Origin of the sequence: Streptomyces sp. NBC_01352, assembly GCF_036237295.1 — a bacterium.
Lineage (GTDB): Bacteria > Actinomycetota > Actinomycetes > Streptomycetales > Streptomycetaceae > Streptomyces > Streptomyces plumbiresistens.
This window is the reverse complement of the sequence record NZ_CP108354.1, coordinates 5,174,080-5,196,456: the sequence shown is the minus strand read 5'-3', so window position 1 is coordinate 5,196,456 and position 22,377 is coordinate 5,174,080. Positions and strand designations below refer to the sequence as shown.

Genomic DNA, 22,377 nt, shown 5'->3' with positions numbered 1-22,377 from the left:
TCCGTGACCAGCTTGCGCCGGAGAGTGAAACCGCTCTAGGTTCGCGGCAATAGATCGGCCCCGGTCGGTGCGCCAACACCGGCTCCGGGGCCTAGCCCTACGGATCGAAAGAGCTCGATCGTGGCTTACGCCAACCCTAGTCCTGCCCTGCCGTCCCCGTCGCACCCCATGGCCAATTCGGGCTACGGAAAACGCTCCGCGGGTGACGAAGACCCGCACGCCGACCCGGACTTCGCACATCTGCTCCCGCGTGACGCCGACGTCGCCGTCTTCATCGACCACCTCGACAACGGCCACGCGATGGGGCACAAGGTGCTCGCGGCGGAACATCCCCGTTACGGCCAGCAGTCGATGCGCAGCTCTCTGAACCGCCTCACCGAGGCAGGCCACCTGCGCTGGATCAAGGAACACATCACCGTCGAGGACAACTCGATGCGGTGGGTGACGCGGACGTACTGGTCGCGTACGCCCAGGTCGCCGGAGTGGTGGGCGAACTTTGCGCGGGAACGGCACGGCAAGGACGTGACGGACTGCCGGCCGGGCCTGGCCCGGACCGAGGATCCGGCACCGCAGCCAACCCCCGAAGCCACGCCGGACGAGTCGGCTCCCGACGAGCCCAGCGCCGCGTACCGCGTACTCGCCGGACTCCGCGCCGCGGACCCCCGTATGCCTCTCTCCGCGTCCGACTGCCAGTCCCTCGAACCCCTCGCCGCGGAGTGGCTCTCCCGTGGCGCGACGCCGAACGACATCACCCGAGCCCTGACCGACGGGCTCCCATCCCCTGTCACCAACCCGGGCGGACTCGCCCGCAAGCGACTGGAGGCGAAAATGCCCCCGCACAAGAACGACACCGACACCTCCACGGCCCCGACGGGTCCCCTCCGTGGCCGCGTCACCCGCGTGATCATGGCCTGCGCCAGCTGCGACCAGGACGAACGCACGGTCAAGATCGACCGGGGTATCTGCGAGGACTGCCGCAAGGAGGACGCGGAGAACCCGATGACCGACGACGACGTCACGAAGGGTTTCGCCGAGATCGCGCACCTGGGGGTCACGTCCGCCTACTACCTCAAGAAGAAGCTGGAACGCCGTACGGGCGGCCCTGTGCCCGACACGTTCCGCTCGGTGCCCATCGAGGACCGCGTTTTCTACCACTACCGCGACAACCGGGACCGCATCGCCAACGGTCTCCCGCCGAGGCACTGGAACTGGTGACGGTCGGTGACACAGGGGAACGTACGCGCGCCTCCGCGTGCCGGTGGTCCCAGCAGGACTCCCGGATTACATTCGTAATATGGCAGAGAAGGTGAAGTTCAGCGTGAGTATCGACGCCGGGCTCGGCGAGGCGCTGCGGCAGCATGCCGAGGCTGAGGACGAGCAGATCTCGACTGTGGTCAGCCGGGCGCTGGAGGCCTATTTGGGCCATCGGAAGCGGATGCGCGATGGCCGAGAGGCCATGGTCGAGTACCAGGAGCAGTACGGCATGTTCACAGAGGAAGAGCGTGCCAAGGCCAGGGCCCGTGTGGCCGACCTCATGGGGTGGAGCGAGAGCGGCACGCCGGGGGCGCAGTCCGCATGAGCCATGTCGTGTACGACGCGGGTGCCCTGCTCGCAGCCGCGAAGAACGACCGGAACTTCCTCGCGCAGCATGACGAGTTCCTGGCCGCGGACGTACGGCCGATCATTCCGGCGGGGGTGCTGGCCCAGTGTTGGGACACCCGTCCCAAGGCTGCCAACCTGCACAAGGTGCTGCGTCCCTGCCTTGTCCTGCCACTGACCGAGACCACTGCGAAAGCGGCAGCGCTTCTGTGTCAGGAGAACGGCACGGCGGACGTGATCGATGCCACGGTCGTGCTCGCATCCCTCACGCACGATGACGCCCCAATCCTCACGGATGACCTCGAGGACATCCGGGCCTTGGCCACGAGCGCCAACCGCAAGCGCATCCGCGTCGAGCGGCCATGAAGAGCTGGGCGCAGCGGCGGTCTTCCCCGGCCGAGGGCCGGTATGGGTGTCGGCGCGCCCAGATGCCGGTCGAGGAGTCCGAGGAACTCGCCCGCCGGGCGCCCGAGACCGGACGGCCGGGGAGAGGCCGCTCACAGTCCCCACAACCCCTTCCCCACCGCCGTGACCCCACCCCCCAACGCCAGCACCAACACCAGCAACCGGGCGCGTTCCTCCGGCAGCCGCCCCGCGAGCCCCCTGCCGATCAGCGCCCCCACCACCATCGCCGCGCCCACCGACACCCACCGAGGCGTACTCAGCGACGGCAACCCGTTCGAGGCGACCGAGAACGCGTTCACGACCACCCCGTAGAACTGCGCGTTCGGCACGAACTCCCGTACCGTCCAGCCCGCGTTGACGGCGTACAGGGAAATCGGCGGGCCGCCCACACCCGCCGCCGCGTTCATGAAACCGCCGGCCGCGCCGGCCGCCAGGGCGCCCCCGGTGCCCCGCAGTGCCCGTACCCGCGCGCCCCGCATCACCAGCAGCACGGCCACGGTCACCAGGCCGCCCATGGCCAACAGGAGTACGGGCTCCGGAAGTTGACGAGTGACCCACGTGCCCGCCGGCACCGTGCACGCCGCCGCCACGCACAGCGGCAGCATGGCCGCCCACCGGACCTGTCGCCAACCACCCACCAGCCCCACGACACTGATCGCTCCCGCGGCACAGTTGGCCAGGACGACCCCCTCGGCCGGTCCGAGCAGCAGGATCAGTGCGGGTACGGCGACCAGGGCGAAGCCCATGCCGGTGAGCCACTGGACGGACGAGCCGAGCAGGACGATCGCCGTCAGCAGTACGTCGCCCGCCCAGCCGCTCGTCGTCATGATCGGCATCCTCCCCGGCCGGAGCCGGCGGGCCAAGCCCCTGCGCCTCGGTCGCCCCGGCCGTCATGATGGCCGTATGACGGGGCGTTCGAAGGTGTTGATGTGGACGGGGATCGGGCTCTGTGTCGCGGGTGCGGCGGGGCTGGTCGTGGGGGGCGTGCTGGACGTCGACGCGGCGGATCCGTGGGCGAGCGTGGCCGGGGGAGCGGCGGGGTTGGTGGGTCTGGCGCTCACCATCTACGCCCTCTTCTCGGGAGCCTCGGGAGGCTCTGGAACTCCGCACGCGTCAGTCACCGCTAGCGGTGCGCGGTCCGTCGCCGCGGGCGGGAGCATCGGGGCGGTCGCCACCGGCGACGGTGTCCAGGCCGTGGCCCCTCCTACGACCGTTCCCGGTTCGGCGCCGCCTTCCGGCGGGCGGCCCGTCACCGCCTCCGGGGAGCGGTCCGTCGCGGCCGGCGGGGACATCGGTTCGGTGTCGACGGGCGACGCCTGAGTGGCTCGTACGGTGTAGCCCGCTACACCATCGGTTCGGGAGGGCACTCCCTCGTGGCGGCCGTCGGAAAACGGAATGGTTGAGGGCACAAGGTCAACCGGCCAACCGGCCAGGGAATGGCCCTCACTCAAGGGAAAACGTCATGAAGTCGCTGCTCTCCTCCAAGCCCGCCCTGTGGTTCCTCTTCCTCTTCAACCTCGCCGTCGCAGCGGTCGCGCCGTTCGCCGTGGACGGGGCGCAGGGCATCATGACGGCTGTCGGGATGGGCGTAGTGTCCATGGGCGCCGGGGTGAGCCTGCTGCGCGGTCGGCGGAGCGCCGCGTAACCGTACCGGTACGGAACGTCAATTGGCCGAGTGCTGGATCTGTCCTGTATCTCGGCTGCACGGGCCCTAACCAGCGAAAAGAGAGTCTGGAGTCACTCCACACCGCACCGAACGCGGAGGGAGAGACCCCCACCTCGCACTACCGCTGGAGACCACGATGACCCGTCGTTCCATAGCCAAGCGCGCAGCCGTCGTAGCCGCCACCGCCGCCGTCGCCGTCGGTACGTTCACCGCCGGCGTCAGCATGGCCGGTTCGGACTCCGCCTCGGAGCCGAAGGCCAGCAAGAAGCAGATCGCCGCCCTGTTCGACGGCTGGAACGCCGCCCTGCAGACCGGTGACTCGGGCAAGGTGGCGGACCTGTACGCGAAGGACGGGGTTCTGCTGCCCACCGTCTCCAACAACGTCCGCAGCGACCGTGCCGAGATCGTCGACTACTTCAACCACTTCCTGGAGAACAAGCCGGTCGGGAAGAAGATCGAGACCATCGTCAACGTCCTCGACAGCAACACCGCCATCGACGCCGGCGTCTACGAGTTCACGCTCACCGACCACGAGACCGGCAAGAAGCGAGTCGTCGAGGCCCGCTACACGTACGTGTACGAGAAGATCGACGGCAAGTGGCTGATCATGAACCACCACTCCTCGGCGATGCCGGAGGGCTGAGGCCCAACGGGCCTCACGGGCCTAACGGTTGGCCGCCCGCAGGCGGATCTCCACGCACAGCCCGCCGCCCGGAGCGTCCCGGAGCGTCACGGTCCCGCCGTCGTCCGTCACCAACTGCTTGACGACGGCGAGGCCGAGCCCGGACCCGGAGCGGCCGGTCAGACCCTGGCCGCGCCAGAAGCGGTCGAAGGCGCGGGACTTCTCCGGATCCGACATGCCGGGACCCTCGTCGAGAACCGACAGCACCACTTCCTCGCCCTGCTGCTCCATCCGTACGGTGATCGTGCCGCCGTCGGGCGACACCTCCAGGGCGTTCGAGAGCACGTTGTCCAGCACCTGGTCCAGGTGACCGGGGCTGGTCAGCACCAGCAGCCGGCCGTCGGCACTCCCCCTGAGCGCGACGGTGACTCCGCGCTCGTCGGCGGCCGGCCTCCACACCGCCAGACGTTCGTCCACGATGTCCGGCAGGGACAGCGGTTCCGCGGCCGTCACCTTGGCCTCGGCCCGCGCCAGCACCAGCAGGCCGTTGACCAGGCGGCTCATCCGGACCACCTCGGCGGTCGCCTGCTCCACGTCCTCCCGGACGAACTCGTCGTCCACGCCGTCCGCGATGTTGTCCAAGGACAGCCGCAAAGCCGTGAGGGGCGTACGGAGTTGATGGGAGGCGTCCGCCACGAAGATGCGCTGCGAGGCGACCAGGGTGTCCAGGCGTTCCGCGCCCTGGTTGAGGGTGCGGGCCAGCGTCTGGGTCTCCGGCGGACCGGTCACCGGCGAGCGTGCGGTCAGGTCGCCGTCACTGAACTTGCTGGCCATGCCGTTGAGTTCGCGCAGGGGCGCGGTGATTCTGCGGGCGGCGAACGCGCCGATCGCGGCCGCCGCCGCCAGCACGATCACGGCGAGGCCGGCCCGGAAGCCCCAGATCTGCCAGAGCCGGGCGGTCATGTCCTTCGTCGAGTACACGATCCGTACGGCGCCGCCCTCGCCGGACGCCCGGGCGGGGACGGTGACCACCAGCTCCTTGCCCCATATGAAGTCGGCACCCCAGTCGGGCGCGGGCTTCTCGCCCTTCAGGGCCTGGGCCAGGGCCGCGTCGTTCTCGGGCCGGGGCAGCTTCGGTACGCAGCCGTTGGTCGGGGTCGCCTCGACCCTGCCGGGCGTCTCGGTGCGGTACGCCTGGGCCATCTGCTCAAGGGCGTCGCACGAGGTCCCGTCGCCGTTGCCGAGCAGCAGGGCCATGGTTTTGGCCTCGCGGAGGACGGACACCGCGGTGTCGTCCCGCAGTTGCTTGGTGAGCGTGAAGGCGACCGGCACGGTGAAGAGGAAGATCGCGACCGCGACGATCAGGATGTAGCTCCGGATGAGCTGACGGTTCATGAGACGCCGTCACCGGTCTCGCCGTTGGCGATCTCCAGGCGGAAGCCGACACCCCTTACCGCCTCGATCGTGATCGCCCCCTTCAGCTTCCGCCGCAGCGCCGCCACATGCACGTCCAGCGTCTTCGTCGGGCCGAACCAGTTCGCGTCCCAGACCGCCTCCATGATCTGCTCGCGCGACATCAGCGCGCCCGGCTCCTCGGTGAGGAAGGCCAGCAGGTCGTACTCCTTGGGCGCGAGCGCGACCTCCTCGCCGTCCAGGCGGACGCGGGCGGCCTTGCGGTCGACGGTGAGGCGGGTGCCGTAGCGGTCCGGGCCGGTGTCGGCGGCGGACGTGCGCGGCTGCATCCGCCGCATCACCGCTCGTATCCGCGCGATGACCTCCCGTACGCCGAACGGCTTGGACACGTAGTCGTCGGCGCCGAGCTCCAGGCCGACCACCCGGTCCGTCTCGTCGCTGCGCGCGCTGATCACGATGATCGGTACGTCGCCGCGCTCCCGCAGGGCCTTGCAGACGTCGAGGCCGTCGGTGTCGGGCAGGCCGAGATCGAGGAGTACGACGTCGTAGGGCTCGGGGTGGGCCAGGGCGGCGGCGCCCGTGGTGACCCAGTCGACCTCGAAGCCGTAGCGGGTCAGACCTCGGCGCAGGGACTGGGCGACCGGCTCATCGTCTTCCACCAGGAGTACGTGCACACGCGAACCCTAGTGCTTGAAAGTTGACTCACATGCGTCGCCTGTGACGCTTGGCACTTTTCCCGGGAGGCTGTTCTGGGCATGCGCTGACCTGGGCGCCCGAATCTCACGATGCGATACCTCAGGGGCGAATTTCGGGCGCTCGATAGACTGAGCCGACCGCAGTACACACGCGTATGTGTGGGCTGTGGATACACAGACGGAATGAGCGAGGAGCGCACGTGGGCCTTGTCGTGCAGAAGTACGGAGGCTCCTCCGTAGCCGATGCCGAGGGCATCAAGCGCGTCGCCAAGCGAATCGTGGAAGCGAAGAAGAACGGCCACCAGGTGGTCGTGGTCGTTTCCGCGATGGGCGACACGACGGACGAGCTGATCGATCTCGCCGAACAGGTATCCCCGATGCCTGCCGGGCGTGAGTTCGACATGCTGCTGACCGCCGGAGAGCGTATCTCCATGGCACTGCTGGCCATGGCGATCAAAAACCTGGGCCATGAGGCCCAGAGCTTCACCGGCAGCCAGGCAGGCGTCATCACCGACTCGGTCCACAACAAAGCGCGGATCATCGACGTCACGCCCGGCCGGATCCGGACGGCGCTGGACGAGGGCAACATCGCCATCGTCGCCGGGTTCCAGGGCGTCAGCCAGGACAAGAAGGACATCACCACGCTGGGACGCGGTGGCTCCGACACCACGGCCGTGGCCCTCGCCGCCGCCCTCGACGCCGAGGTGTGCGAGATCTACACCGACGTCGACGGCGTGTTCACCGCCGACCCTCGGGTGGTGAAGAAGGCGAAGAAGATCGACTGGATCTCCTCCGAGGACATGCTGGAGCTCGCCGCCTCCGGTTCCAAGGTGCTGCTGCACCGCTGCGTGGAGTACGCACGCCGTTACAACATCCCGATCCACGTCCGCTCGTCCTTCTCCGGACTGCCGGGCACCTGGGTCAGCAACGAGAAGCCCGAGTCGCAAGGGGACCAGCAGGTGGAGCACGCCATCATCTCCGGAGTCGCCCACGACGTCTCCGAAGCCAAGATCACGGTCGTCGGCGTCCCGGACAAGCCGGGCGAGGCCGCGGTGATCTTCCGCGCGGTCGCGGACGCCGAGATCAACATCGACATGATCGTGCAGAACGTGTCCGCGGCCTCCACCGGTCTGACGGACATCTCCTTCACCCTCCCCAAGACCGAGGGCCGCAAGGCCATAGACGCACTGGAGAAGGCGAAGGGCTCGATCGGCTTCGAGTCGCTGCGCTACGACGACCAGATCGGCAAGATCTCGCTCGTCGGCGCCGGGATGAAGACCAACCCGGGCGTCACCGCCTCCTTCTTCCAGGCGCTGTCCGACGCGGGCGTGAACATCGAGCTGATCTCGACCTCCGAGATCCGCATCTCGGTCGTCACCCGCCAGGACGACGTGCCCGAGGCCGTCCGGGCCGTGCACTCCGCCTTCGGGCTCGACTCCGACAGCGACGAGGCCGTCGTCTACGGGGGCACTGGCCGCTGATGACCGTGGGTGCCGGGCGAACCGGCAGGCCGACGCTCGCGGTCGTGGGTGCGACCGGAGCCGTCGGCACGGTCATGCTCCAGATCCTGTCCCAGCACGCGGACATCTGGGGCGAGATCCGTCTGATCGCCTCACCGCGCTCGGCCGGCCGCAAGCTGGCCCTGCGCGGTGAGCAGGTCGAGGTGGTGGCCCTGACGGAGGAGGCCTTCGACGGGGTCCACGTCGCCATGTTCGACGTGCCCGACGAGGTGTCCGCCCAGTGGGCGCCGGTCGCCGCCGCCAGGGGCGCGGTGGTCGTGGACAACTCGGGCGCCTTCCGGATGGACCCGCAGGTGCCCCTCGTCGTTCCCGAGGTCAATCCGCACGCGGCCCGGGTCCGGCCGCGGGGCATCATCGCCAACCCCAACTGCACGACCCTCTCCATGATCGTGGCCCTCGGCGCGCTGCACGCCGAGTTCGGGCTGCGCGAGCTGGTCGTCTCCTCCTACCAGGCGGTGAGCGGGGCCGGCCGCGCAGGTGTCGAGACCTTGCGGCAGCAGCTGTCCCTGGTCGCCGGTACGGAACTGGGGACCAGCCCCGGTGACGTACGCCGGGCGGTCGGGGACAACACCGGGCCGTTCCCGGAGCCGGTCGCGCTGAACGTCGTACCGTGGGCCGGATCGCTGCGCGAGGACGGCTGGTCCTCGGAGGAGATGAAGGTGCGCGACGAGTCGCGCAAGATCCTCGGACTGCCCCGGCTGCGCGTCGCGGTGACCTGTGTCCGGGTGCCGGTCGTCACCACCCACTCGCTGACCGTCCACGCCCGCTTCGAGGGCGAGGTCACCGTCCACAAGGCGCGCGAGATCCTCGCCACGGCGCCCGGCGTCGTCCTCTTCGACAACCCGGAGGCGGGGGAGTTCCCCACGCCCGCCGATGTCGTGGGCACCGACCCGACCTGGGTCGGGCGGGTGCGGCGGGCGCTCGACGACCCGACGGCGCTCGAACTCTTCGTGTGCGGGGACAACCTGCGCAAAGGGGCGGCGCTCAACACCGCGCAGATCGCGGAGCTGGTGGCGGCGGACTTCGGGTGACGCCTGCGCGGCCTCGTCCGCTGGTCTGATGTGTGACGTGTGTTGAGGTAAAGGGTTACCGCCGGAAAAGTCCTGGCTGAAACCGCGTACATTTGTAGGATCTGTATGAGAAGTGTGAGCCGGTCGATGGTCCGGACCACTTGAACCGAGCCGCCTCGGCGTCCGAAGATTTGGCTCCCCGTCCTCCGCAACCGCGCGGAGGGCGGGGAGCGTCTTTGCGAACACCCTTCGGGGGCGCGGGGAAGCTTGACAGGGCGTGGGGACGCCCTGGCCATTCAGGACACAGGGGAAGAGCGGGTAGGGCATGAGGGCGTTTGACGCACGGTCAGTTGTGCTGCCTGGCAGAAGACGGCCGGTCGCGTACAACCCTGACGGGGGGGAGTGTGTCCAACTGGCGTGGCAGAGGTTCTCGACTTCAGAGCGGCGACGCGCGGCACGGCCCTTCGGCCGCCCCGGCCGTCCCTACGACCCCGCATGGCCGGCACGTCCGGTGGCATGCCGGTGATCGCCCCCATGCCCGCAGCGCGGCCCGCCCGCATCCCTGGACAGCGTGACGGCGCCGAAGATGTCGCGGCCGCCGGCACGACCGTCGACCATCTCACCGAGACCTACCGGGCCCACTACCGCTCGCTGCTCGGTCTCGCGGCGCTCCTCCTCGACGACACCGCCTCCTGCGAGGACGTCGTCCAGGAGGCCTTCATCCGCGTCCACTCCGCGCGCAAACGCGTCCGCGACCCGGAGAAGACCCTCGCGTACCTGCGCCAGACGGTCGTCAACCTCTCCCGCTCCGCCCTGCGCCGCCGCATCATCGGCCTGAAGCTGCTGTCCAAGCCGATGCCGGACATGGCGAGCGCGGAGGAGGGGGCGTACGACCTGCTGGAGCGCGACTCCCTGATCAAGGCGATGAAGGGCCTGCAGCGCCGCCAGCGCGAGGTCCTGGTGCTGCGCTACTTCGCGGACATGACCGAGGCCCAGGTCGCCGAGACCCTCGGGATATCGCTGGGCTCCGTCAAGGCGTACGGCTCGCGCGGCATCGCCGCTCTGCGGGTTGCCATGGAGGCCCCGGTATGAGCCGAGACAACGACGGGCGGCGTCATCTGCACGTCCCCCACGAGCCCTATGAATGGCGTGAGCCGACAGAGTCGTCGGACGAGCAGACGCCGAAGCAATCGCACGCTGGGAACGGAACTGTGAACCACGGCCCCGACGACCAGAGCCCCACCGGGCTCGACTCGGACGAGCTGGCACTGCGCGGCCTGCTGCACCAGGCGGTCCAGGAGATCGAGCCGCGCGACGGCACGCTGGACCACCTCCGCAAGGCGGTCCCCGCCCGGCGCGCACGCAAGCGGCAGGCCGTCGTCGGCATGGCGGCCGCGGCCCTCTTCGTCGGCACCGCCATCCCGGCCCTCCTGCACGTCTCCAACTCCACGGGTACGGACGCCGACCCGTCGATGGCCGGTCACTACTCCCAGGCGCAGGGCGGCGCGGGCGAGGGCAAGGGCCCCGACGGCGGCGAGAGCACCTCCGGCGGTTCCGCCGGGAAGACCGAGGACAAGGGCAAGGGCGAGCAGAAGGAACAGGACAAGGGCAAGGGCGCCGGCAGTGGCGCCGGGGCGAGCAGCGGCGCCGACCCCGCCGTCAGCAGCACGGCCGGCGTCCCCGTCTGTACGGCCGCCGACCTCGGCTCGGCCACCCAGAGCGTCGACGCCCCCGACTCCGTCGGCACCGTCTACGGCACCTTCCGCATCACCAACACCTCCACCGCCGACTGCACGGTCGTCGGCCCCGGCACGGTCAGCCCGACCGCGGCCGGCGCGGCGGACGCCACCAAGATCAGCACGGCCCGGCATGTCGCCGGGGACGCGGCGGCCGGACTGCCCGACCCGGCCCTCGAGGTCGCCTCGCTGGTGCTGAAGCCGGGTTCGGCCTACGACGTCAAGTTCGCCTGGGTGCCCTCGGAGACCTGCCCCACGACCGGCGACAACTCGACCGGCGACACGGGCACCCCCACGCCCGACCCGACGCCCACCGGCGGCGCCACCACCGACGGCGGCACCACCACCGGTGGCGAGACCGGCACCTCGCCCCAGCTGGTCACGGAGGGCACGGCCGACGGCAGCGTGACCGTCACGAACACCGCGGAGGCCGGAGCGCCGTCGGTTTCGGCGACGGTGTCCAACGCGTGTGCGGGGACGGTCTATTGGACGGGCGTGCTGGCGGCGTCGTAAGCGCCGAGTCGTACGCCGGGTGGGCGCGGGCGGCAGCCAAGGCCGTCAGGCCGACGCAGCTGCGGGCAGTCGTGCCGCTGGGGCGATGGGGGTCCCCCCGCTCGAGCGAAGCCGAGAGTGGGGGAGGGTGGGCGCAGCGGCACCCCGTAGCGCCGGGCCGCGCGACCCACCGCCGAGCGCCGGCCCCGGGTCACTTGCTCCCGACGTCGACGGCAACCGGCTCCTCGTCCGGCACCAGCCCCAGCTCCGCGTCCCGCAGGAACTCGATCTCCCGCCGCAGCAGCCGGAACCACATGAACACCACGAACCCGGCGAACACGAACCACTCCCCGGTGTACCCGAGGTTCTGGAACGCCTTCAGGTCCAGCCCCGTGTCCGCCGGCGCCGCGGCCGGCACGGCCGTCATCCCGGAGTCCGCCTCGGAGAGCGTGACCCACGCGTCGTACACGTCGTACGGCACGAGGTTCACCAGCGACGCCGCGCTGATCGCCCCGGTCTGCCCGGCCGGCAGCCCGCCCTGCGCGCTGACGCCGTTGCTCCCGGGCGTCTCGGACGCCTGCAGCGCACCGGTCACGGTGACCTCGCCGGTGGGCGCGGCCGGGACCTTCGCCGGGTCGGGGGTGCCGGGCAGCCAGCCCCGGACGACGGGCAGGGCCTTGCCGCCGTCGGTGCGCAGCAGCGTCAGGACGTAGTAACCCGCCTTGTCGTCCAGTTCGCGGTCCGGGACGAGGAGCTGCCGGTCGTAGCGCCCGGTCGCGGTGACGAGCCTGCCGGAGGTCGCCTTGTCCACCGGCAGCAGCTCGGCCAGCGGACGGGCGGCCTCCCGCTTGCCGGACTCGGCCTGGGCGGTGACGGTCTGCTGGTCCTGCATCCGGTCCTCGAAGCGGCTCAGCTGCCACGACCCCATGAAGATGCAGAAGGGGATGGCGAGCAGCACGAAGACGTTGATCCCCCACCAACGGGGCGTCAGCAGAAACCGGTACACGCCTTCAAAGGTACGTGGCTGCCGCGCAGGGCCGGGCCGCGGGGTCGCGCGGTCAGTACCGCTCGACGAGGTGCTCCCGGCCCGCCGGCGGCTCGTAGGGCTCCGGCCAGAAGTCGGTGAAGGCGGATATACGGCCGCTCTCGTCCCCCGTGAAGAAGCCGATGCCGTACATCTCCTCCTCCCCGACCGTGAAGTGGACCCAGGTGACCACCTGATCCGCCTCGGCGACGATCCGCTCGACGCGCAGGTGCCAGTCGCCCGGATACTCCCGGTTGAACCGGACGAACCGCTCCCGCCCGCTGATCCGCTCCCTCGTCTGCGGCAGCGTGTACACGATGTCCTCGGCCAGGGTCTCCTCGAACGCACCCCAGTCCCGGGCCTCGGCGGTGGCCCAGAACGTCTCGACTGTCTTGCGCAGATCCGTCATGCCGAAGAGTCTGCACCGTGCCACTGACAACGGGCTTGCGTGAAGTTATCCACAGGCTGGGGACCTGGTCAGCGCATTGTCGGTCCGGGCGGGCAGTATGGGGTCATGACTGAGAGCAACGGGTCCGCCGCGGCCGAGCGCAACGAGGAGATGCCGGACTGGGAGAAGCGCTTCCGGGCGCCCCGGGTGTCGCTGCCCGACTGGGCGGAGGACGCACCGGACCGCTCCCTGTTCGTGTCGAACGCGACGGGGACGTACGAGCTGTATGCCTGGGATCGCGCGACGGGCGAGCAACGCCAGGTGACCGACCGGCCGAACGGCACGACGGACGGAGTGCTCTCCCCGGACGGCACCTGGGTGTGGTGGTTCGACGACAAGGACGGCGACGAGTTCGGCGTGTGGCGCCGCCAGCCCTTCGGGGGCGGTGAGGACGAGCTCGCCACGCCGGGCCTCGATGCCTCGTACCCAGCGGGCCTGGCGCTCGGACGGGACGGCCGTACGGCGGTCGTGGGCCGCTCGACCGACGAGGACGGTACGACGATCCACGTCGCCCGCACCGGCGAGGACCCGGTGCAGATCTACCGGCACCGCGAGTCGGCGGCCGTCGGCGACCTCTCTCACGACGGCACGCTGATCGCGATCGAGCACACCGAGCACGGCGACGCGATGCACTCGGCGCTGCGCGTCCTGCGCCCCGACGGCACGCCGGTCGCCGAACTCGACGACACCAAGGGCGGTGAGAAGGAGCTGGGCCTCGAGGTCCTCGGCTTCGCGCCGGTGGCCGGGGACACCAGGCTGCTCATCGGGCACCAGCGGCGCGGCCGCTGGGAGCCCCTGGTGTGGGACGTGGCGAGCGGCGTGGAGAGCGACCTCGCCCTGGACCTGCCCGGCGACGTGAGCGCCGAGTGGTACCCGGACGGCACCGGGCTGCTCATCGCGCACAGCTTCGAGGCCCGCAGCGAGCTCTTCCGCTACGACCTGGCGACCCGTGACCTGGTCAAGGTCCCGACTCCGGCGGGTTCCGTCTCCGGGGCGACGGCCCGTCCCGACGGCAGCGTGGAGTACCTCTGGTCCTCCTCCGCCGAGCCCTCGACCGTCCGCTCGACGACCGGCAAGGTCGTCCTCGACCCGCCCGGCATGAAGTCCCCGGGGTCCGTCCCCGTGGAGGACGTGTGGGTGGAGGGCCCGGGCGGCCGCATCCACGCCCTGGTCCAGAGGCCGGCGGGCGCGACCGGCCCGCTCCCCACGGTCTTCGACATCCACGGCGGCCCGACCTGGCACGACAGCGACGCGTTCGCGGCGGGCCCGGCAGCCTGGGTGGACCACGGATACGCGGTGGTCCGCGTCAACTACCGAGGCTCGACGGGCTACGGCCGCGCCTGGACCGACGCCCTGAAGCACCGGGTCGGCCTCATCGAGCTGGAGGACATCGCGGCGGTCCGCGAATGGGCGATCACCTCCGGCCTGGCCGACCCCTCCCGCCTGGTCCTCACCGGCGGCTCCTGGGGCGGCTACCTCACCCTCCTCGGCCTCGGCACCCAGCCCGGCGCCTGGACCCTGGGCATCGCGGCGGTCCCGGTCGCCGACTACGTCACGGCGTACCACGACGAGATGGAAGCCCTGAAGGCCATGGACCGCACCCTGCTCGGCGGCACCCCCGAGGAGGTCCCGGAGCGCTTCGAGGCGTCCTCCCCCCTGACGTACGTGGACCAGGTCAAGGCCCCGGTGTACATCTCGGCGGGCGTCAACGACCCGCGCTGCCCGATCCGCCAGATCGACAACTACGTCAAGCGGCTGGAGGCGCGGGGCGCGGTGCACGAGGTGTACCGGTACGACGCGGGACACGGCTCGCTGGTCGTGGACGAGCGCATCAAGCAGGTGAGGCTGGAGCTGGACTTCGCGGAGAGGCATTTGGCGAGCTCGTAAGTGACCGAGTCGGGCGGTGCGTGGGCATAGGCCGGGGGTCCAGGGGGCGGAGCCCCCTGGCGGGGTGGTAGGGGCAGAGCCCCTACGCCCCGGCCCGTTCCCGCCGAGCCCGCCGCCCCAGCAACTCCGCAAGCCCTCTCCGTGTGGCCGCCAGCACCACCCGGTCCGAGTCGCGCAGCACATACGTGTCCGGAAGGTCCCATACCAGTCCGGAAGCCCGCTCGTCCTCGTAGGCCTCCTCCGCGGTCGACTCCGCTCGCCGTCCGCCGGAGGCGTCCGTGTCCAAGGCCAACACCCGCCAGGACCCCGCCCGAAACGCCTCCCCGACCGTCTTCCCCTCCAACTGCGGATGCCCGCGCACCTCCACGGCGGCGAACAGCAGCACCCGCCGCTCGACCGGAATCGCCCCCAGGATCTGCCGCCCCATCATGGCCCCGGCGAACGCGGGCGCCGCCAGATGCGTCACACTCCGGCTCCGCGTGCTCGCCCCCGGGTGCGCGGCCCGGAGGGTGCGGTACACGGCGGTCGCGAAGTCGTCGTCGTACAGCCGAAGCACGACCCGCAGACCGGGCTGTACGGACCGCGCGTACAGCGCGGCCTCCAGGTTCGTGGTGTCCGCGCTGGTCACCGCGAGCAGCGCGGACGCGCGGTGGATCTTGGCGGCCTCCAGGACGCCCTCCTGGGTGACGTCGCCGAGGATCACGGGCACCCGCAGCCGCCGTGCCGTGGGGAGTCCGCGCGCCTCGGGGTCGGCCTCGACGCACACCACGGGGATGTGCAGTTCGCGCAGCCGGGTCAGTACCCGGGTGCCGATCTTGCCGAGCCCGAGCAGTACGACGTGCCCGCCGAGCCCGCGCGGCGGCTTGCGCAGTGCGGAGGCGCTGCGGAAGGTGCCCAGCGCTTCGAGCACCGCGGCGAGCAGCACCGGCAGGAGCAGCAAGCCGACCAGACCGGACAGGAGCTGGAGGACCTGGCGGCCGGTGTCCGCGCCGATCGCGGGGTCGTTGATGGCGAAGAGATCCAGCAGGGTCAGGTAGAACGCGTGCAGCGGATGGTCACCGGTGACCAGCTTCAACGCGACCGCGAGCGCGACCACGCACCCCACGAGCCCGGCCAGCGACCACCGCAGCCGCCGCGAGAACAGCGAGGCGAACGGCGGCACGATCCCGCGCCCGGAGGACAGCGCGGGCCCGGAGTACGACACCTGCTCCAGTACGACGGTTCCGCGCCCGGCGGCGTCCCGTACCGTCGCCGCGTCGGGCAGCAGCAGAGGTCCCTGCTCCCCGCTCTCGGGGCCGTTCGCGTCGCCGCCCGGGTCGTTGGAGGTCGCGGACAGCAGCGCGAGCGTGGCCAGCCCCGGGTCGGCCGTCTCGCCCGGCCGGGGCACCGGCCGCTCCACCGCGCGCAGCATCAGCCCGTCGGTCTGCACGACCTTGCTGGTGCCGGCGACGGCGCTCGCGGCCAGCGCGGGCGCGGCCGTGTCGGCGTCGGACAGCACGGTCGTGGAGGCGTCGAACACCGCGGCGGGCCCCGTCGTACCACCGGTCGCCAACGCGGCCGCCTGGTCGAGGAGTTCCTCGATGTGCTGCCCCAGCCGCCGGTTGTAGAGCCGCAGGACGAGCCGCAGCGTGGGATTGAGGCGGCGGGCGGTGAGGGCGGCGCGGATGTTGGTCTCGTCGTCGTCGTACACGAGGGCGAGGGCGGCCGCCCGCTCCACACCCGCCTCGGCGAGCACACTCTCGGTCGCCTCGGCGGCCTCCACGAGCACCGGTTCGCTCCCCGCCGGTTCGCTCCTCGCCGGCTCGACCGAAGCGGCGTTGCCCCCGGCCCGGTTGACGGCCGCGTTCACCACCCGGTCCAGCAGCGCCGAGGCCGCCCGCGCACGTCCGACGACCGGCGGGCGCACGGAGCGCTCGGCCGGCGGCACGACCAGCGTGACCTGCTCGCCGTACACTCCGCGCAGCTCGGCCGCCAGCCGGTGCGCGAGCCCGTCGTCACCGCACACCACCATGTGCGCGGCAGCCGCAGCACCCGCCGGACCCTGATTCGGAACGCTCACCACAAGGGGCAAGACTGCCTCACCGGTACCGGCGGTTGCACGGCCGGGTCCGGACGGAACCGCACATGATCCCGCGCGGAGTTGAACAACGGCGGCAGAATCCTCGTACAGGAGAAAAGGGATCGACCCCGACGCCCGGAGGTACCTCGCCCGTGGCCATCACCAGAACCGTCCCGCAGCGGACGGGCGAGGACGCGCGCCCGCCGGTGCACGGGCCAGAGGGGGAGGCGAGGGAGGAGCGGGAAGAGCGGGGGCGGCTCAGCTCTCCGCTCGCCCTCACCCTGTTGCTGGTCGTGATGGTGCTCGCCCAGGGGCCCATCCGAGGCGCGCTCGCCGCGCCCGTCATGCAGAGCTGGACGACCGTCTTCGTCGCCGTGATGGTGCAGGCGCTGCCGTTCCTGGTGCTGGGGGTGCTGCTGTCGGCGGCGATCGCGGTGTTCGTGCCGGCCTCGTTCTTCGCGCGGGCACTGCCCAAGAGGCCCGCTCTGGCGGTTCCGGTGGCCGGGGCGGCGGGGGTGGTGCTGCCGGGGTGCGAGTGTGCGTCGGTGCCCGTGGCGGGGGCGTTGGTGCGGCGGGGGGTCACGCCGGCCGCGGCGCTGACGTTCCTGCTGTCCGCGCCGGCGATCAACCCGATCGTGCTGACGGCCACGGCCGTCGCCTTCCCCAACGACCCCGAGATGGTCCTCGCGCGTCTCGTCGCGAGCCTGTTGGTGGCGTGCGCGATGGGCTGGCTGTGGCTGCGGCTCGGACGCACCGACTGGCTGCGGCCGCCCGCCCGTCAGACGTACGACGGTCAGGGCCGGGGCGCCGCGTTCTGGGGCTCGGTCCGGCACGACGTGATGCACGCGGGCGGGTTCCTGGTCATCGGCGCGATGGCCGCCGCGACGCTCAAGGCGGTCGTGCCGGAGGAGTGGCTGCAGGCCGCGGCCGACCATCCGGTCGTCTCGGTGCTGGCGCTCGCGATCCTCGCCGTACTGCTGTCGATCTGCTCGGAGGCGGACGCGTTCGTGGCGGCCTCGCTGACGCAGTTCTCGCTCACCGCCAAGCTGGCGTTCCTGGTCGTCGGGCCGATGATCGACCTGAAGCTGTTCGCGATGCAGGCGGGGACGTTCGGGCGCGGTTTCGCGCTGCGGTTCGCGCCCACGACCTTCGTCCTCGCCGTCGCGCTGTCGGTGCTGACCGGGGCGGTGCTGCTGTGAACCGGCAGGCACAGGCGGCGGTCCTGTTCCTGCTCGGCGCGGCCCTGCTGCACGCCGGGCTCACCGACCTGTATCTGCGGTACGTCAAGGCCGGGCTGCGTCCGATGCTGCTGGCCTCCGGCGTCGTCCTGATCGCGGCGGCGCTGGCGACCGTCTGGTACGAGTGGCGGGCCGGGAGGCAGCGGCCCCAGGGCAAGGGCCACGCACATCCCGAGCCCCGCGTCTCCTGGCTCCTCGTCCTCCCCCTCCTCGCCCTGATCCTCGTCGCCCCGCCCGCCCTCGGCTCGTACAGCGCCCTGCGCACCGGTACGGCGCTGCAACAGCCGTACGGCTACGCCGCGTTGCCCGCCGACGGGCCGCTCCGCCTCAACCTCGTCGACTACGCGGGCCGCGCGGCCTACGACCACGGGCGCTCCCTCGGCGACCGGCAGGTCAAGGTCGCCGGGTTCGTGGCGCTGGACCGCACGGGGACGCCGTACCTGGTCCGGATGGCTCTCAACTGCTGTGCCGCGGACGCCCAGCCGGTCAAGGTCGGGCTGACCGGCCGGATTCCGCCGGTGCTGCAACCGGACACCTGGCTGGAGGTCACCGGCACGTACACGGCCAAGCGGACCAAGGACCCGGTCAACGGCGGCCCGATCCCGTTCATCGAGGTCACCGGTGCCGTACCGGTCGAGGCGCCCAAGGACCCGTACGACGAGACCTGGAACAACTGACCGTCAGACCAGGGCGGTCGTCAGCCGTTCGAGGGCGGCGGCCTCCGCCGTGCCCTCCCCGGCGCTGAACACGTGCATGATCAGGCCCGTCTCACCGGGCGCGGCCGGCACGTGCAGGGTCTCGTAGTCGAGGTCGAGCAGTCCGGCGGCGGGGTGCCGCAGCCGCTTGCGTCCCGCCGCGCACATCATCACCTCGCCGGAGTCCCAGATCCGCCGGAAGTCGGCGCTGCTCCTGGACAATTCGGCGATGAGTGCGCCCAGTTCGGTGTCGTCGGGATAGCGTCCCGCGGCCACCCGCAGCTGCCCGACCGCCTCCGCCGCCCTCGCCTCCCACTCGGGGTACAGCTCGCGCGAGGCGGGGTCCAGGAAGAGGAAACGGGCGTTGTTGCGGTCCCGGCGGCCGGGGTCGGCCAGGCCGCCCATCAGCTCGGCGCCCAGGTCGTTCCAGGCGACGACGTCGAGGCGGTGGTCCGTCACGAAGGCGGGCAGCGGAGCCATGGCCTCGAGGGCACGCAGCAGCACGGGGCCGACGCGGAGCCTGGGCGTGGGCTCGGGCCTGCCGGTGGCCAGGGTGTCGAGGTGCCGGCGCTCCGCGGTGTCGAGCCCGAGGACCCTGGCGAGGGCGTCGAGGACCTCGGCGGACGGCTGGGTCGCCCGGCCCTGTTCGAGACGGACGTAGTAGTCGACGCTGATCCCGGCGAGCTGGGCCAACTCCTCCCGGCGCAGCCCGCGCACGCGACGCCGGCCGCCACCCGCGAGCCCCACGCGCTCCGGTGCCACCCGCCCCCGCCTGGCCCGCAGAAAGCCGCCGAGTGCCTTGCCTTCCCCCACCCCGTGCACGCCGTCCATGCGTTCCAGTATGCGCGGCGCCCGCATCCCGTACGGGTGGCCCTGGCAATACCAGGATTCCGAATCCGCCGGTTCCACAAGGTTCTGGCTACCCGTCGGCGCCCGGGACACCGTGAAGGACATGACGGAAAACACCGACCCGGGCAGGAACGTCCTCGTCGTCAGCGCCCACCCCGACCCCCGTTCCCTCAACGCCTCCCTCACCGCCTTCGCCGTCGACCAGCTCCGCGCGGCGGGGCACGAGGTGCGGCTCAGCGACCTCTACGCGATGAAGTGGAAGGCGACGGTGGACGCCGACGACTTCCCCGAGCACGGCACCGACCGCCGCCTGCACGTGATGGACGTCTCCGAGGAGGCCACCCTCGCCGGCCGCCTCGCCCCGGACATCGCCGCCGAGCAGGAGAAACTCCTCTGGTCGGACGCGGTGATCCTGCACTTCCCGATGTGGTGGTTCGCCGCCCCGGCGATCCTCAAGGGCTGGATCGACCGCGTCTTCACCAGCGGTTTCGCGTACGGCCCCCGGGTCGCGCCGCCCTACGGCGAGGACGCGCCGCTGGCGGGCCGCCGGGCCCTGCTGTCGGTGACGTACGGAGCCCGCGAGCGGTCCTTCTCCGACCGGGGCATCCACGGCCGCCTCACGGACGTCCTCCACCCGCTCCAGCACGGCCTGTTCCGCTTCACCGGCATGACCCCGCTGGAGCCGTTCACGGTGTCCGAGGCGAACGCCCTCCCGGCGGAACACTTCGCCGCGGCCCGGGAGGCGTACGCGCACCGCCTCGGCACCCTCTTCACGGCCGACCCGGTCCCGTACGAGGCGCCTGCGCGGACAGGACGGACCGTCGGGCCTCAGCCCTCCTCGTCCGGCTCGTCCTCGTCCTCTTCGTCCGTGCCCTTGTCCTGACCGTCCTTGCCCTTCTGCCCGTCATCCGTCCTGGAGGGGGTGGGAGTGGGTGTGGGAGTCGGGGTGGGAGACGAGGACGTGGGGGAGGCCTCGGGGGTGTCGGACAGGTTGGTCGCGGATCCCCCGGATTCTCCGGATCCCTCGGGCGCCTCGGACCCGGCGGACCCATCGGACCCAACGGATCCCTCTGACCCCTCGGACGCCCCCGGCGTCGTAGCGCCCGGCGTGCCGTTCCCGGGGCTCTCCGCCGAGCTGTTGCCCGGCGAGAACCAGAGCATCCCCGCGAGCATCGCGGCCAGGAAGACCACGACCGCGGCGGCCGTCGCCATCACCCTCGGCCGGTGCGCGACCAGGCCGCGGGCACCGGGGGACCCGGCGTTGCGGGAGCGGGACGGCCGTACCGAGGCGGAGGGCAGCGCGTACGTGGTCGCGGGGCCGGCCTCCGAACCGCCGGGGAGACCCGGTCCGGTCGGGGGCGGGATCAGCGGGGTCGCCGCCTGCCGCGCGGGTGCCGGTTCCGGCAGGGGCTCCGAGCGACCCTGCCAGGCCCCGCCGCCGAACCACTCGGCGATCTGCTGCGTGGCCGGACGGTCCTCGGGCCGCTTGGCGAGGAGCCCGAGGAGGAAGTTCTCGAAGGCGGGCGGGAGTTCGGGGCGGGCCTGCCGGGGCGGGACGGGGGTGGCGTCGAGGTGCTGGTGGAGGATCGCGACGGCGGTGTCGGCCTGGAACGGCGGGCGTCCGGTGAGGAGTTGGTAGAGCAGACAGCCCAGCGCGTACACGTCCGAGGCCGGTCCGGCGGCCTGCCCCAGCGCGCGCTCGGGGGCGAGATAGAGGCTGGTGCCGACGATCTGGCCGGTGGTGGTGAGCGCGCCGGAGGGGTCGTCGACGAAACGGGCGATGCCGAAGTCGCCGATCTTCAGGGTGCCGTCGGCGTCCAGCAGCAGGTTGGCGGGCTTGATGTCGCGGTGCACGATGCCCTGCTGGTGGGCGGCGGTGAGCCCGGCTGCGGCCTGCGCCGCGATCCGGGCCACCTGCTCGACGGGGAGCGGTCCCGCGGTGCTGAGCCGGCGGGCGAGACTGTCGCCCTCGACCAGCTCCATCACCAGGAAGAGCCGGCCGTCGTACTCGCCGAAGTCGTACACGCCCACCACATGCGGGTGGTTGAGCCGCCCGGCGGTCTGCGCCTCCAGCCGGAAGCGGGAGGTCGCCGTCGGATCGGAGTCGTGGGGAAGGAGCAGTTTGACGGCCACCGTCCGGCCGAGCGTCTCGTCGAACGCCCGCCAGACCTCCCCCATCGCGCCGCGTCCGATGGGGTCGTGCAGCCGGTACCGGCCCGCGATCAGCACCTGTGTTTTCATCCTCATGCCGTGATTGCCGTAATGACGTCTCGACCGCCGCAGGACTCAACGACCCACGGTGACGCGGGTGATGGTGGGGGGTGCCGCAGCCGACCCAGCCTACCGGCGCCCGACCGCCCGGTGTTCACCCACAGGGGTCGTCCTTGATCCGTCCCGGCCACGGCAGAACGGTGAGTTCCGGCCACTGCTCCTGCCAGCGCCGCGTCTTGGCCTCGTAGACCTCGCGCGGGGCGAGGACCGGGTTGGGCCGGACCACGAGGTTGTAGACGTCGGAGAGGCCGTGCGGGGCGTAGACGCGCCATTCCCCGTCGGGCTCCAGCCGTACGCCCAGACAGCACGTCGTCGCAGCGAAGGAGTCGATCGCCGCCTCGGTGGACTCGTACGGCGGACAGGGCACCCCGAACTTCTCCTCGTACCAGAGGTGCACCCGGGCCTCGTTGCGGATCTCCACCTCCCCCGGCACCCCGGCGAACACCGCCTTGCCCGCCCTGATGACGGCGTCCTCGGCCTCCCAGGACAGGTCGGTGTCGTCGAAGTAGAAGAGGTCGTAGTCCTTGATGCCGGCTGCCGGGGGCCTGCCGGTGGCCACGTTCCACACGGTCTGGAAGAGACAGCCCGCCGTGAGGTACCAGCCGGGCAGCTCCAGTGTCGCCGCCCTGGTCAGCACGTCGGTCAGGACCTCGTTCCGGGAGAGCGTGGAGCGCAGGGCCGTGAGCTGTTCGGTGAGAGGGAGTCGACCGGGCATGCCCCCTCCCTACCACGATCAAGGCGGCGTGTA

The 22,377-nt window shown here is 71.4% G+C and carries 23 protein-coding genes; 14 read left to right on the top strand and 9 right to left on the bottom strand.

Features of this window, described 5'->3' with window-relative positions; all coding sequences use genetic code 11:
* Positions 1-168: 168 nt before the first annotated feature.
* The 3 genes from OG252_RS24065 to OG252_RS24055 all read left to right on the top strand — a co-directional run bounded on the left by OG252_RS24065 (position 169) and on the right by OG252_RS24055 (position 1,965).
* Positions 169-1,215 carry a hypothetical protein gene (locus OG252_RS24065; RefSeq protein ID WP_266436157.1) on the top strand — a complete coding sequence of 349 codons (1,047 nt, stop codon included), beginning with the start codon at positions 169-171 and terminating at the stop codon, positions 1,213-1,215.
* A 79-nt stretch (positions 1,216-1,294) separates the two neighbouring features.
* Positions 1,295-1,579: a hypothetical protein gene (locus OG252_RS24060; protein ID WP_329338589.1), complete on the top strand. Its 285-nt coding sequence runs from the start codon at positions 1,295-1,297 to the stop codon at positions 1,577-1,579.
* Complete coding sequence (locus OG252_RS24055; RefSeq protein ID WP_329338587.1) at positions 1,576-1,965, top strand: twitching motility protein PilT; 390 nt, start codon at positions 1,576-1,578, stop codon at positions 1,963-1,965. Before OG252_RS24060 ends, OG252_RS24055 begins: the two co-directional genes overlap by 4 nt.
* Before the next feature lie 131 nt (positions 1,966-2,096).
* On the opposite strand, the gene OG252_RS24050 is transcribed toward OG252_RS24055, so the two are convergent.
* Positions 2,097-2,831: a sulfite exporter TauE/SafE family protein gene (locus OG252_RS24050; protein ID WP_329338585.1), complete on the bottom strand. Its 735-nt coding sequence runs from the start codon at positions 2,829-2,831 to the stop codon at positions 2,097-2,099.
* 76 nt (positions 2,832-2,907) lie between these two features.
* Here OG252_RS24050 and OG252_RS24045 point away from each other — a divergent pair, with 76 nt between their 5' ends.
* The 3 genes from OG252_RS24045 (at position 2,908) to OG252_RS24035 (ending at position 4,313) form a co-directional block, all read left to right on the top strand.
* Positions 2,908-3,324: a hypothetical protein gene (locus tag OG252_RS24045; protein ID WP_266436149.1), complete on the top strand. Its 417-nt coding sequence runs from the start codon at positions 2,908-2,910 to the stop codon at positions 3,322-3,324.
* A gap of 142 nt (positions 3,325-3,466) precedes the next feature.
* Positions 3,467-3,649: a hypothetical protein gene (locus OG252_RS24040; RefSeq protein WP_266436147.1), complete on the top strand. Its 183-nt coding sequence runs from the start codon at positions 3,467-3,469 to the stop codon at positions 3,647-3,649.
* Between the two features lie 157 nt (positions 3,650-3,806).
* Positions 3,807-4,313 carry an SgcJ/EcaC family oxidoreductase gene (locus OG252_RS24035; RefSeq protein WP_266436145.1) on the top strand — a complete coding sequence of 169 codons (507 nt, stop codon included), beginning with the start codon at positions 3,807-3,809 and terminating at the stop codon, positions 4,311-4,313.
* 21 nt (positions 4,314-4,334) lie between these two features.
* Here the strand turns inward: OG252_RS24035 and OG252_RS24030 are convergent, their stop codons facing one another.
* Entirely contained in the window at positions 4,335-5,687 is a 1,353-nt protein-coding gene (locus OG252_RS24030; protein WP_329338582.1) for a sensor histidine kinase, read from the bottom strand.
* Positions 5,684-6,379 (bottom strand): response regulator transcription factor, encoded by a 696-nt coding sequence (locus tag OG252_RS24025; RefSeq protein ID WP_329338580.1) that lies wholly within the window; start codon positions 6,377-6,379, stop codon positions 5,684-5,686. Before OG252_RS24025 ends, OG252_RS24030 begins: the two co-directional genes overlap by 4 nt.
* A gap of 221 nt (positions 6,380-6,600) precedes the next feature.
* On the opposite strand from OG252_RS24025, the gene OG252_RS24020 reads away from it, so the two are divergent.
* The 4 genes from OG252_RS24020 (at position 6,601) to OG252_RS24005 (ending at position 11,179) form a co-directional block, all read left to right on the top strand.
* Positions 6,601-7,881: an aspartate kinase gene (locus OG252_RS24020; RefSeq protein WP_266436140.1), complete on the top strand. Its 1,281-nt coding sequence runs from the start codon at positions 6,601-6,603 to the stop codon at positions 7,879-7,881.
* Positions 7,881-8,951, top strand: coding sequence for an aspartate-semialdehyde dehydrogenase (locus OG252_RS24015; protein ID WP_329338578.1), 1,071 nt, complete (start codon positions 7,881-7,883; stop codon positions 8,949-8,951). Before OG252_RS24020 ends, OG252_RS24015 begins: the two co-directional genes overlap by 1 nt.
* 474 nt (positions 8,952-9,425) lie before the next feature.
* On the top strand, positions 9,426-10,022 hold the full coding sequence (locus OG252_RS24010; protein ID WP_266436135.1) for a SigE family RNA polymerase sigma factor: 597 nt from the start codon (positions 9,426-9,428) through the stop codon (positions 10,020-10,022).
* A 119-nt stretch (positions 10,023-10,141) separates the two neighbouring features.
* Entirely contained in the window at positions 10,142-11,179 is a 1,038-nt protein-coding gene (locus OG252_RS24005; protein ID WP_329338576.1) for a hypothetical protein, read from the top strand.
* Positions 11,180-11,369: 190 nt separating this feature from the next.
* Here OG252_RS24005 and OG252_RS24000 read toward each other — a convergent pair whose 3' ends face one another.
* A complete protein-coding gene (locus tag OG252_RS24000) occupies positions 11,370-12,164 on the bottom strand; it encodes an SURF1 family protein (RefSeq protein WP_329338574.1) in 795 nt (264 codons plus the stop codon).
* 52 nt (positions 12,165-12,216) lie between these two features.
* On the bottom strand, positions 12,217-12,591 hold the full coding sequence (locus tag OG252_RS23995) for a nuclear transport factor 2 family protein (RefSeq protein WP_329338572.1): 375 nt from the start codon (positions 12,589-12,591) through the stop codon (positions 12,217-12,219).
* Between the two features lie 105 nt (positions 12,592-12,696).
* Here OG252_RS23995 and OG252_RS23990 point away from each other — a divergent pair, with 105 nt between their 5' ends.
* Positions 12,697-14,517, top strand: coding sequence for a S9 family peptidase (locus tag OG252_RS23990; RefSeq protein WP_266436128.1), 1,821 nt, complete (start codon positions 12,697-12,699; stop codon positions 14,515-14,517).
* 82 nt (positions 14,518-14,599) lie between these two features.
* Here the strand turns inward: OG252_RS23990 and OG252_RS23985 are convergent, their stop codons facing one another.
* Entirely contained in the window at positions 14,600-16,528 is a 1,929-nt protein-coding gene (locus OG252_RS23985) for an NAD-binding protein (RefSeq protein ID WP_329345188.1), read from the bottom strand.
* A gap of 200 nt (positions 16,529-16,728) precedes the next feature.
* Between OG252_RS23985 and OG252_RS23980 the strand changes: the two genes are divergently transcribed.
* A complete protein-coding gene (locus OG252_RS23980) occupies positions 16,729-17,775 on the top strand; it encodes a permease (RefSeq protein WP_329338570.1) in 1,047 nt (348 codons plus the stop codon).
* Entirely contained in the window at positions 17,772-18,491 is a 720-nt protein-coding gene (locus OG252_RS23975) for a TIGR03943 family putative permease subunit (RefSeq protein ID WP_266436125.1), read from the top strand. Before OG252_RS23980 ends, OG252_RS23975 begins: the two co-directional genes overlap by 4 nt.
* Before the next feature lie 3 nt (positions 18,492-18,494).
* On the opposite strand, the gene OG252_RS23970 is transcribed toward OG252_RS23975, so the two are convergent.
* Positions 18,495-19,340: a helix-turn-helix domain-containing protein gene (locus tag OG252_RS23970; protein WP_329338567.1), complete on the bottom strand. Its 846-nt coding sequence runs from the start codon at positions 19,338-19,340 to the stop codon at positions 18,495-18,497.
* A 121-nt stretch (positions 19,341-19,461) separates the two neighbouring features.
* On the opposite strand from OG252_RS23970, the gene OG252_RS23965 reads away from it, so the two are divergent.
* Positions 19,462-20,241: an NAD(P)H-dependent oxidoreductase gene (locus OG252_RS23965; protein WP_329338565.1), complete on the top strand. Its 780-nt coding sequence runs from the start codon at positions 19,462-19,464 to the stop codon at positions 20,239-20,241.
* Here OG252_RS23965 and OG252_RS23960 read toward each other — a convergent pair.
* Both OG252_RS23960 and OG252_RS23955 read right to left on the bottom strand, forming a co-directional pair.
* Positions 20,187-21,605 (bottom strand): serine/threonine-protein kinase, encoded by a 1,419-nt coding sequence (locus tag OG252_RS23960; protein WP_329338563.1) that lies wholly within the window; start codon positions 21,603-21,605, stop codon positions 20,187-20,189. The genes OG252_RS23965 and OG252_RS23960 overlap by 55 nt on opposite strands.
* A gap of 118 nt (positions 21,606-21,723) precedes the next feature.
* Positions 21,724-22,344 carry a nucleotidyltransferase family protein gene (locus OG252_RS23955; protein ID WP_329338561.1) on the bottom strand — a complete coding sequence of 207 codons (621 nt, stop codon included), beginning with the start codon at positions 22,342-22,344 and terminating at the stop codon, positions 21,724-21,726.
* Positions 22,345-22,377: the final 33 nt, after the last annotated feature.

Excerpts from the sequence above, each read along its gene's own strand:
- OG252_RS24065 (WP_266436157.1), top strand. The coding sequence starts at position 169 with ATGGCCAATTCGGGCTACGGAAAACGCTCCGCGGGTGACGAAGACCCG.
- OG252_RS24060 (WP_329338589.1), top strand. The coding sequence starts at position 1,295 with ATGGCAGAGAAGGTGAAGTTCAGCGTGAGTATCGACGCCGGGCTCGGC.
- OG252_RS24055 (WP_329338587.1), top strand. The coding sequence starts at position 1,576 with ATGAGCCATGTCGTGTACGACGCGGGTGCCCTGCTCGCAGCCGCGAAG.
- OG252_RS24050 (WP_329338585.1), bottom strand. The coding sequence starts at position 2,831 with ATGACGACGAGCGGCTGGGCGGGCGACGTACTGCTGACGGCGATCGTC.
- OG252_RS24045 (WP_266436149.1), top strand. The coding sequence starts at position 2,908 with ATGACGGGGCGTTCGAAGGTGTTGATGTGGACGGGGATCGGGCTCTGT.
- OG252_RS24040 (WP_266436147.1), top strand. The coding sequence starts at position 3,467 with ATGAAGTCGCTGCTCTCCTCCAAGCCCGCCCTGTGGTTCCTCTTCCTC.
- OG252_RS24035 (WP_266436145.1), top strand. The coding sequence starts at position 3,807 with ATGACCCGTCGTTCCATAGCCAAGCGCGCAGCCGTCGTAGCCGCCACC.
- OG252_RS24030 (WP_329338582.1), bottom strand. The coding sequence starts at position 5,687 with ATGAACCGTCAGCTCATCCGGAGCTACATCCTGATCGTCGCGGTCGCG.
- OG252_RS24015 (WP_329338578.1), top strand. The coding sequence starts at position 7,881 with ATGACCGTGGGTGCCGGGCGAACCGGCAGGCCGACGCTCGCGGTCGTG.
- OG252_RS24010 (WP_266436135.1), top strand. The coding sequence starts at position 9,426 with ATGGCCGGCACGTCCGGTGGCATGCCGGTGATCGCCCCCATGCCCGCA.
- OG252_RS23995 (WP_329338572.1), bottom strand. The coding sequence starts at position 12,591 with ATGACGGATCTGCGCAAGACAGTCGAGACGTTCTGGGCCACCGCCGAG.
- OG252_RS23990 (WP_266436128.1), top strand. The coding sequence starts at position 12,697 with ATGACTGAGAGCAACGGGTCCGCCGCGGCCGAGCGCAACGAGGAGATG.
- OG252_RS23985 (WP_329345188.1), bottom strand. The coding sequence starts at position 16,528 with ATGGTGGTGTGCGGTGACGACGGGCTCGCGCACCGGCTGGCGGCCGAG.
- OG252_RS23970 (WP_329338567.1), bottom strand. The coding sequence starts at position 19,340 with ATGGACGGCGTGCACGGGGTGGGGGAAGGCAAGGCACTCGGCGGCTTT.
- OG252_RS23965 (WP_329338565.1), top strand. The coding sequence starts at position 19,462 with ATGACGGAAAACACCGACCCGGGCAGGAACGTCCTCGTCGTCAGCGCC.
- OG252_RS23960 (WP_329338563.1), bottom strand. The coding sequence starts at position 21,605 with ATGAGGATGAAAACACAGGTGCTGATCGCGGGCCGGTACCGGCTGCAC.
- OG252_RS23955 (WP_329338561.1), bottom strand. The coding sequence starts at position 22,344 with ATGCCCGGTCGACTCCCTCTCACCGAACAGCTCACGGCCCTGCGCTCC.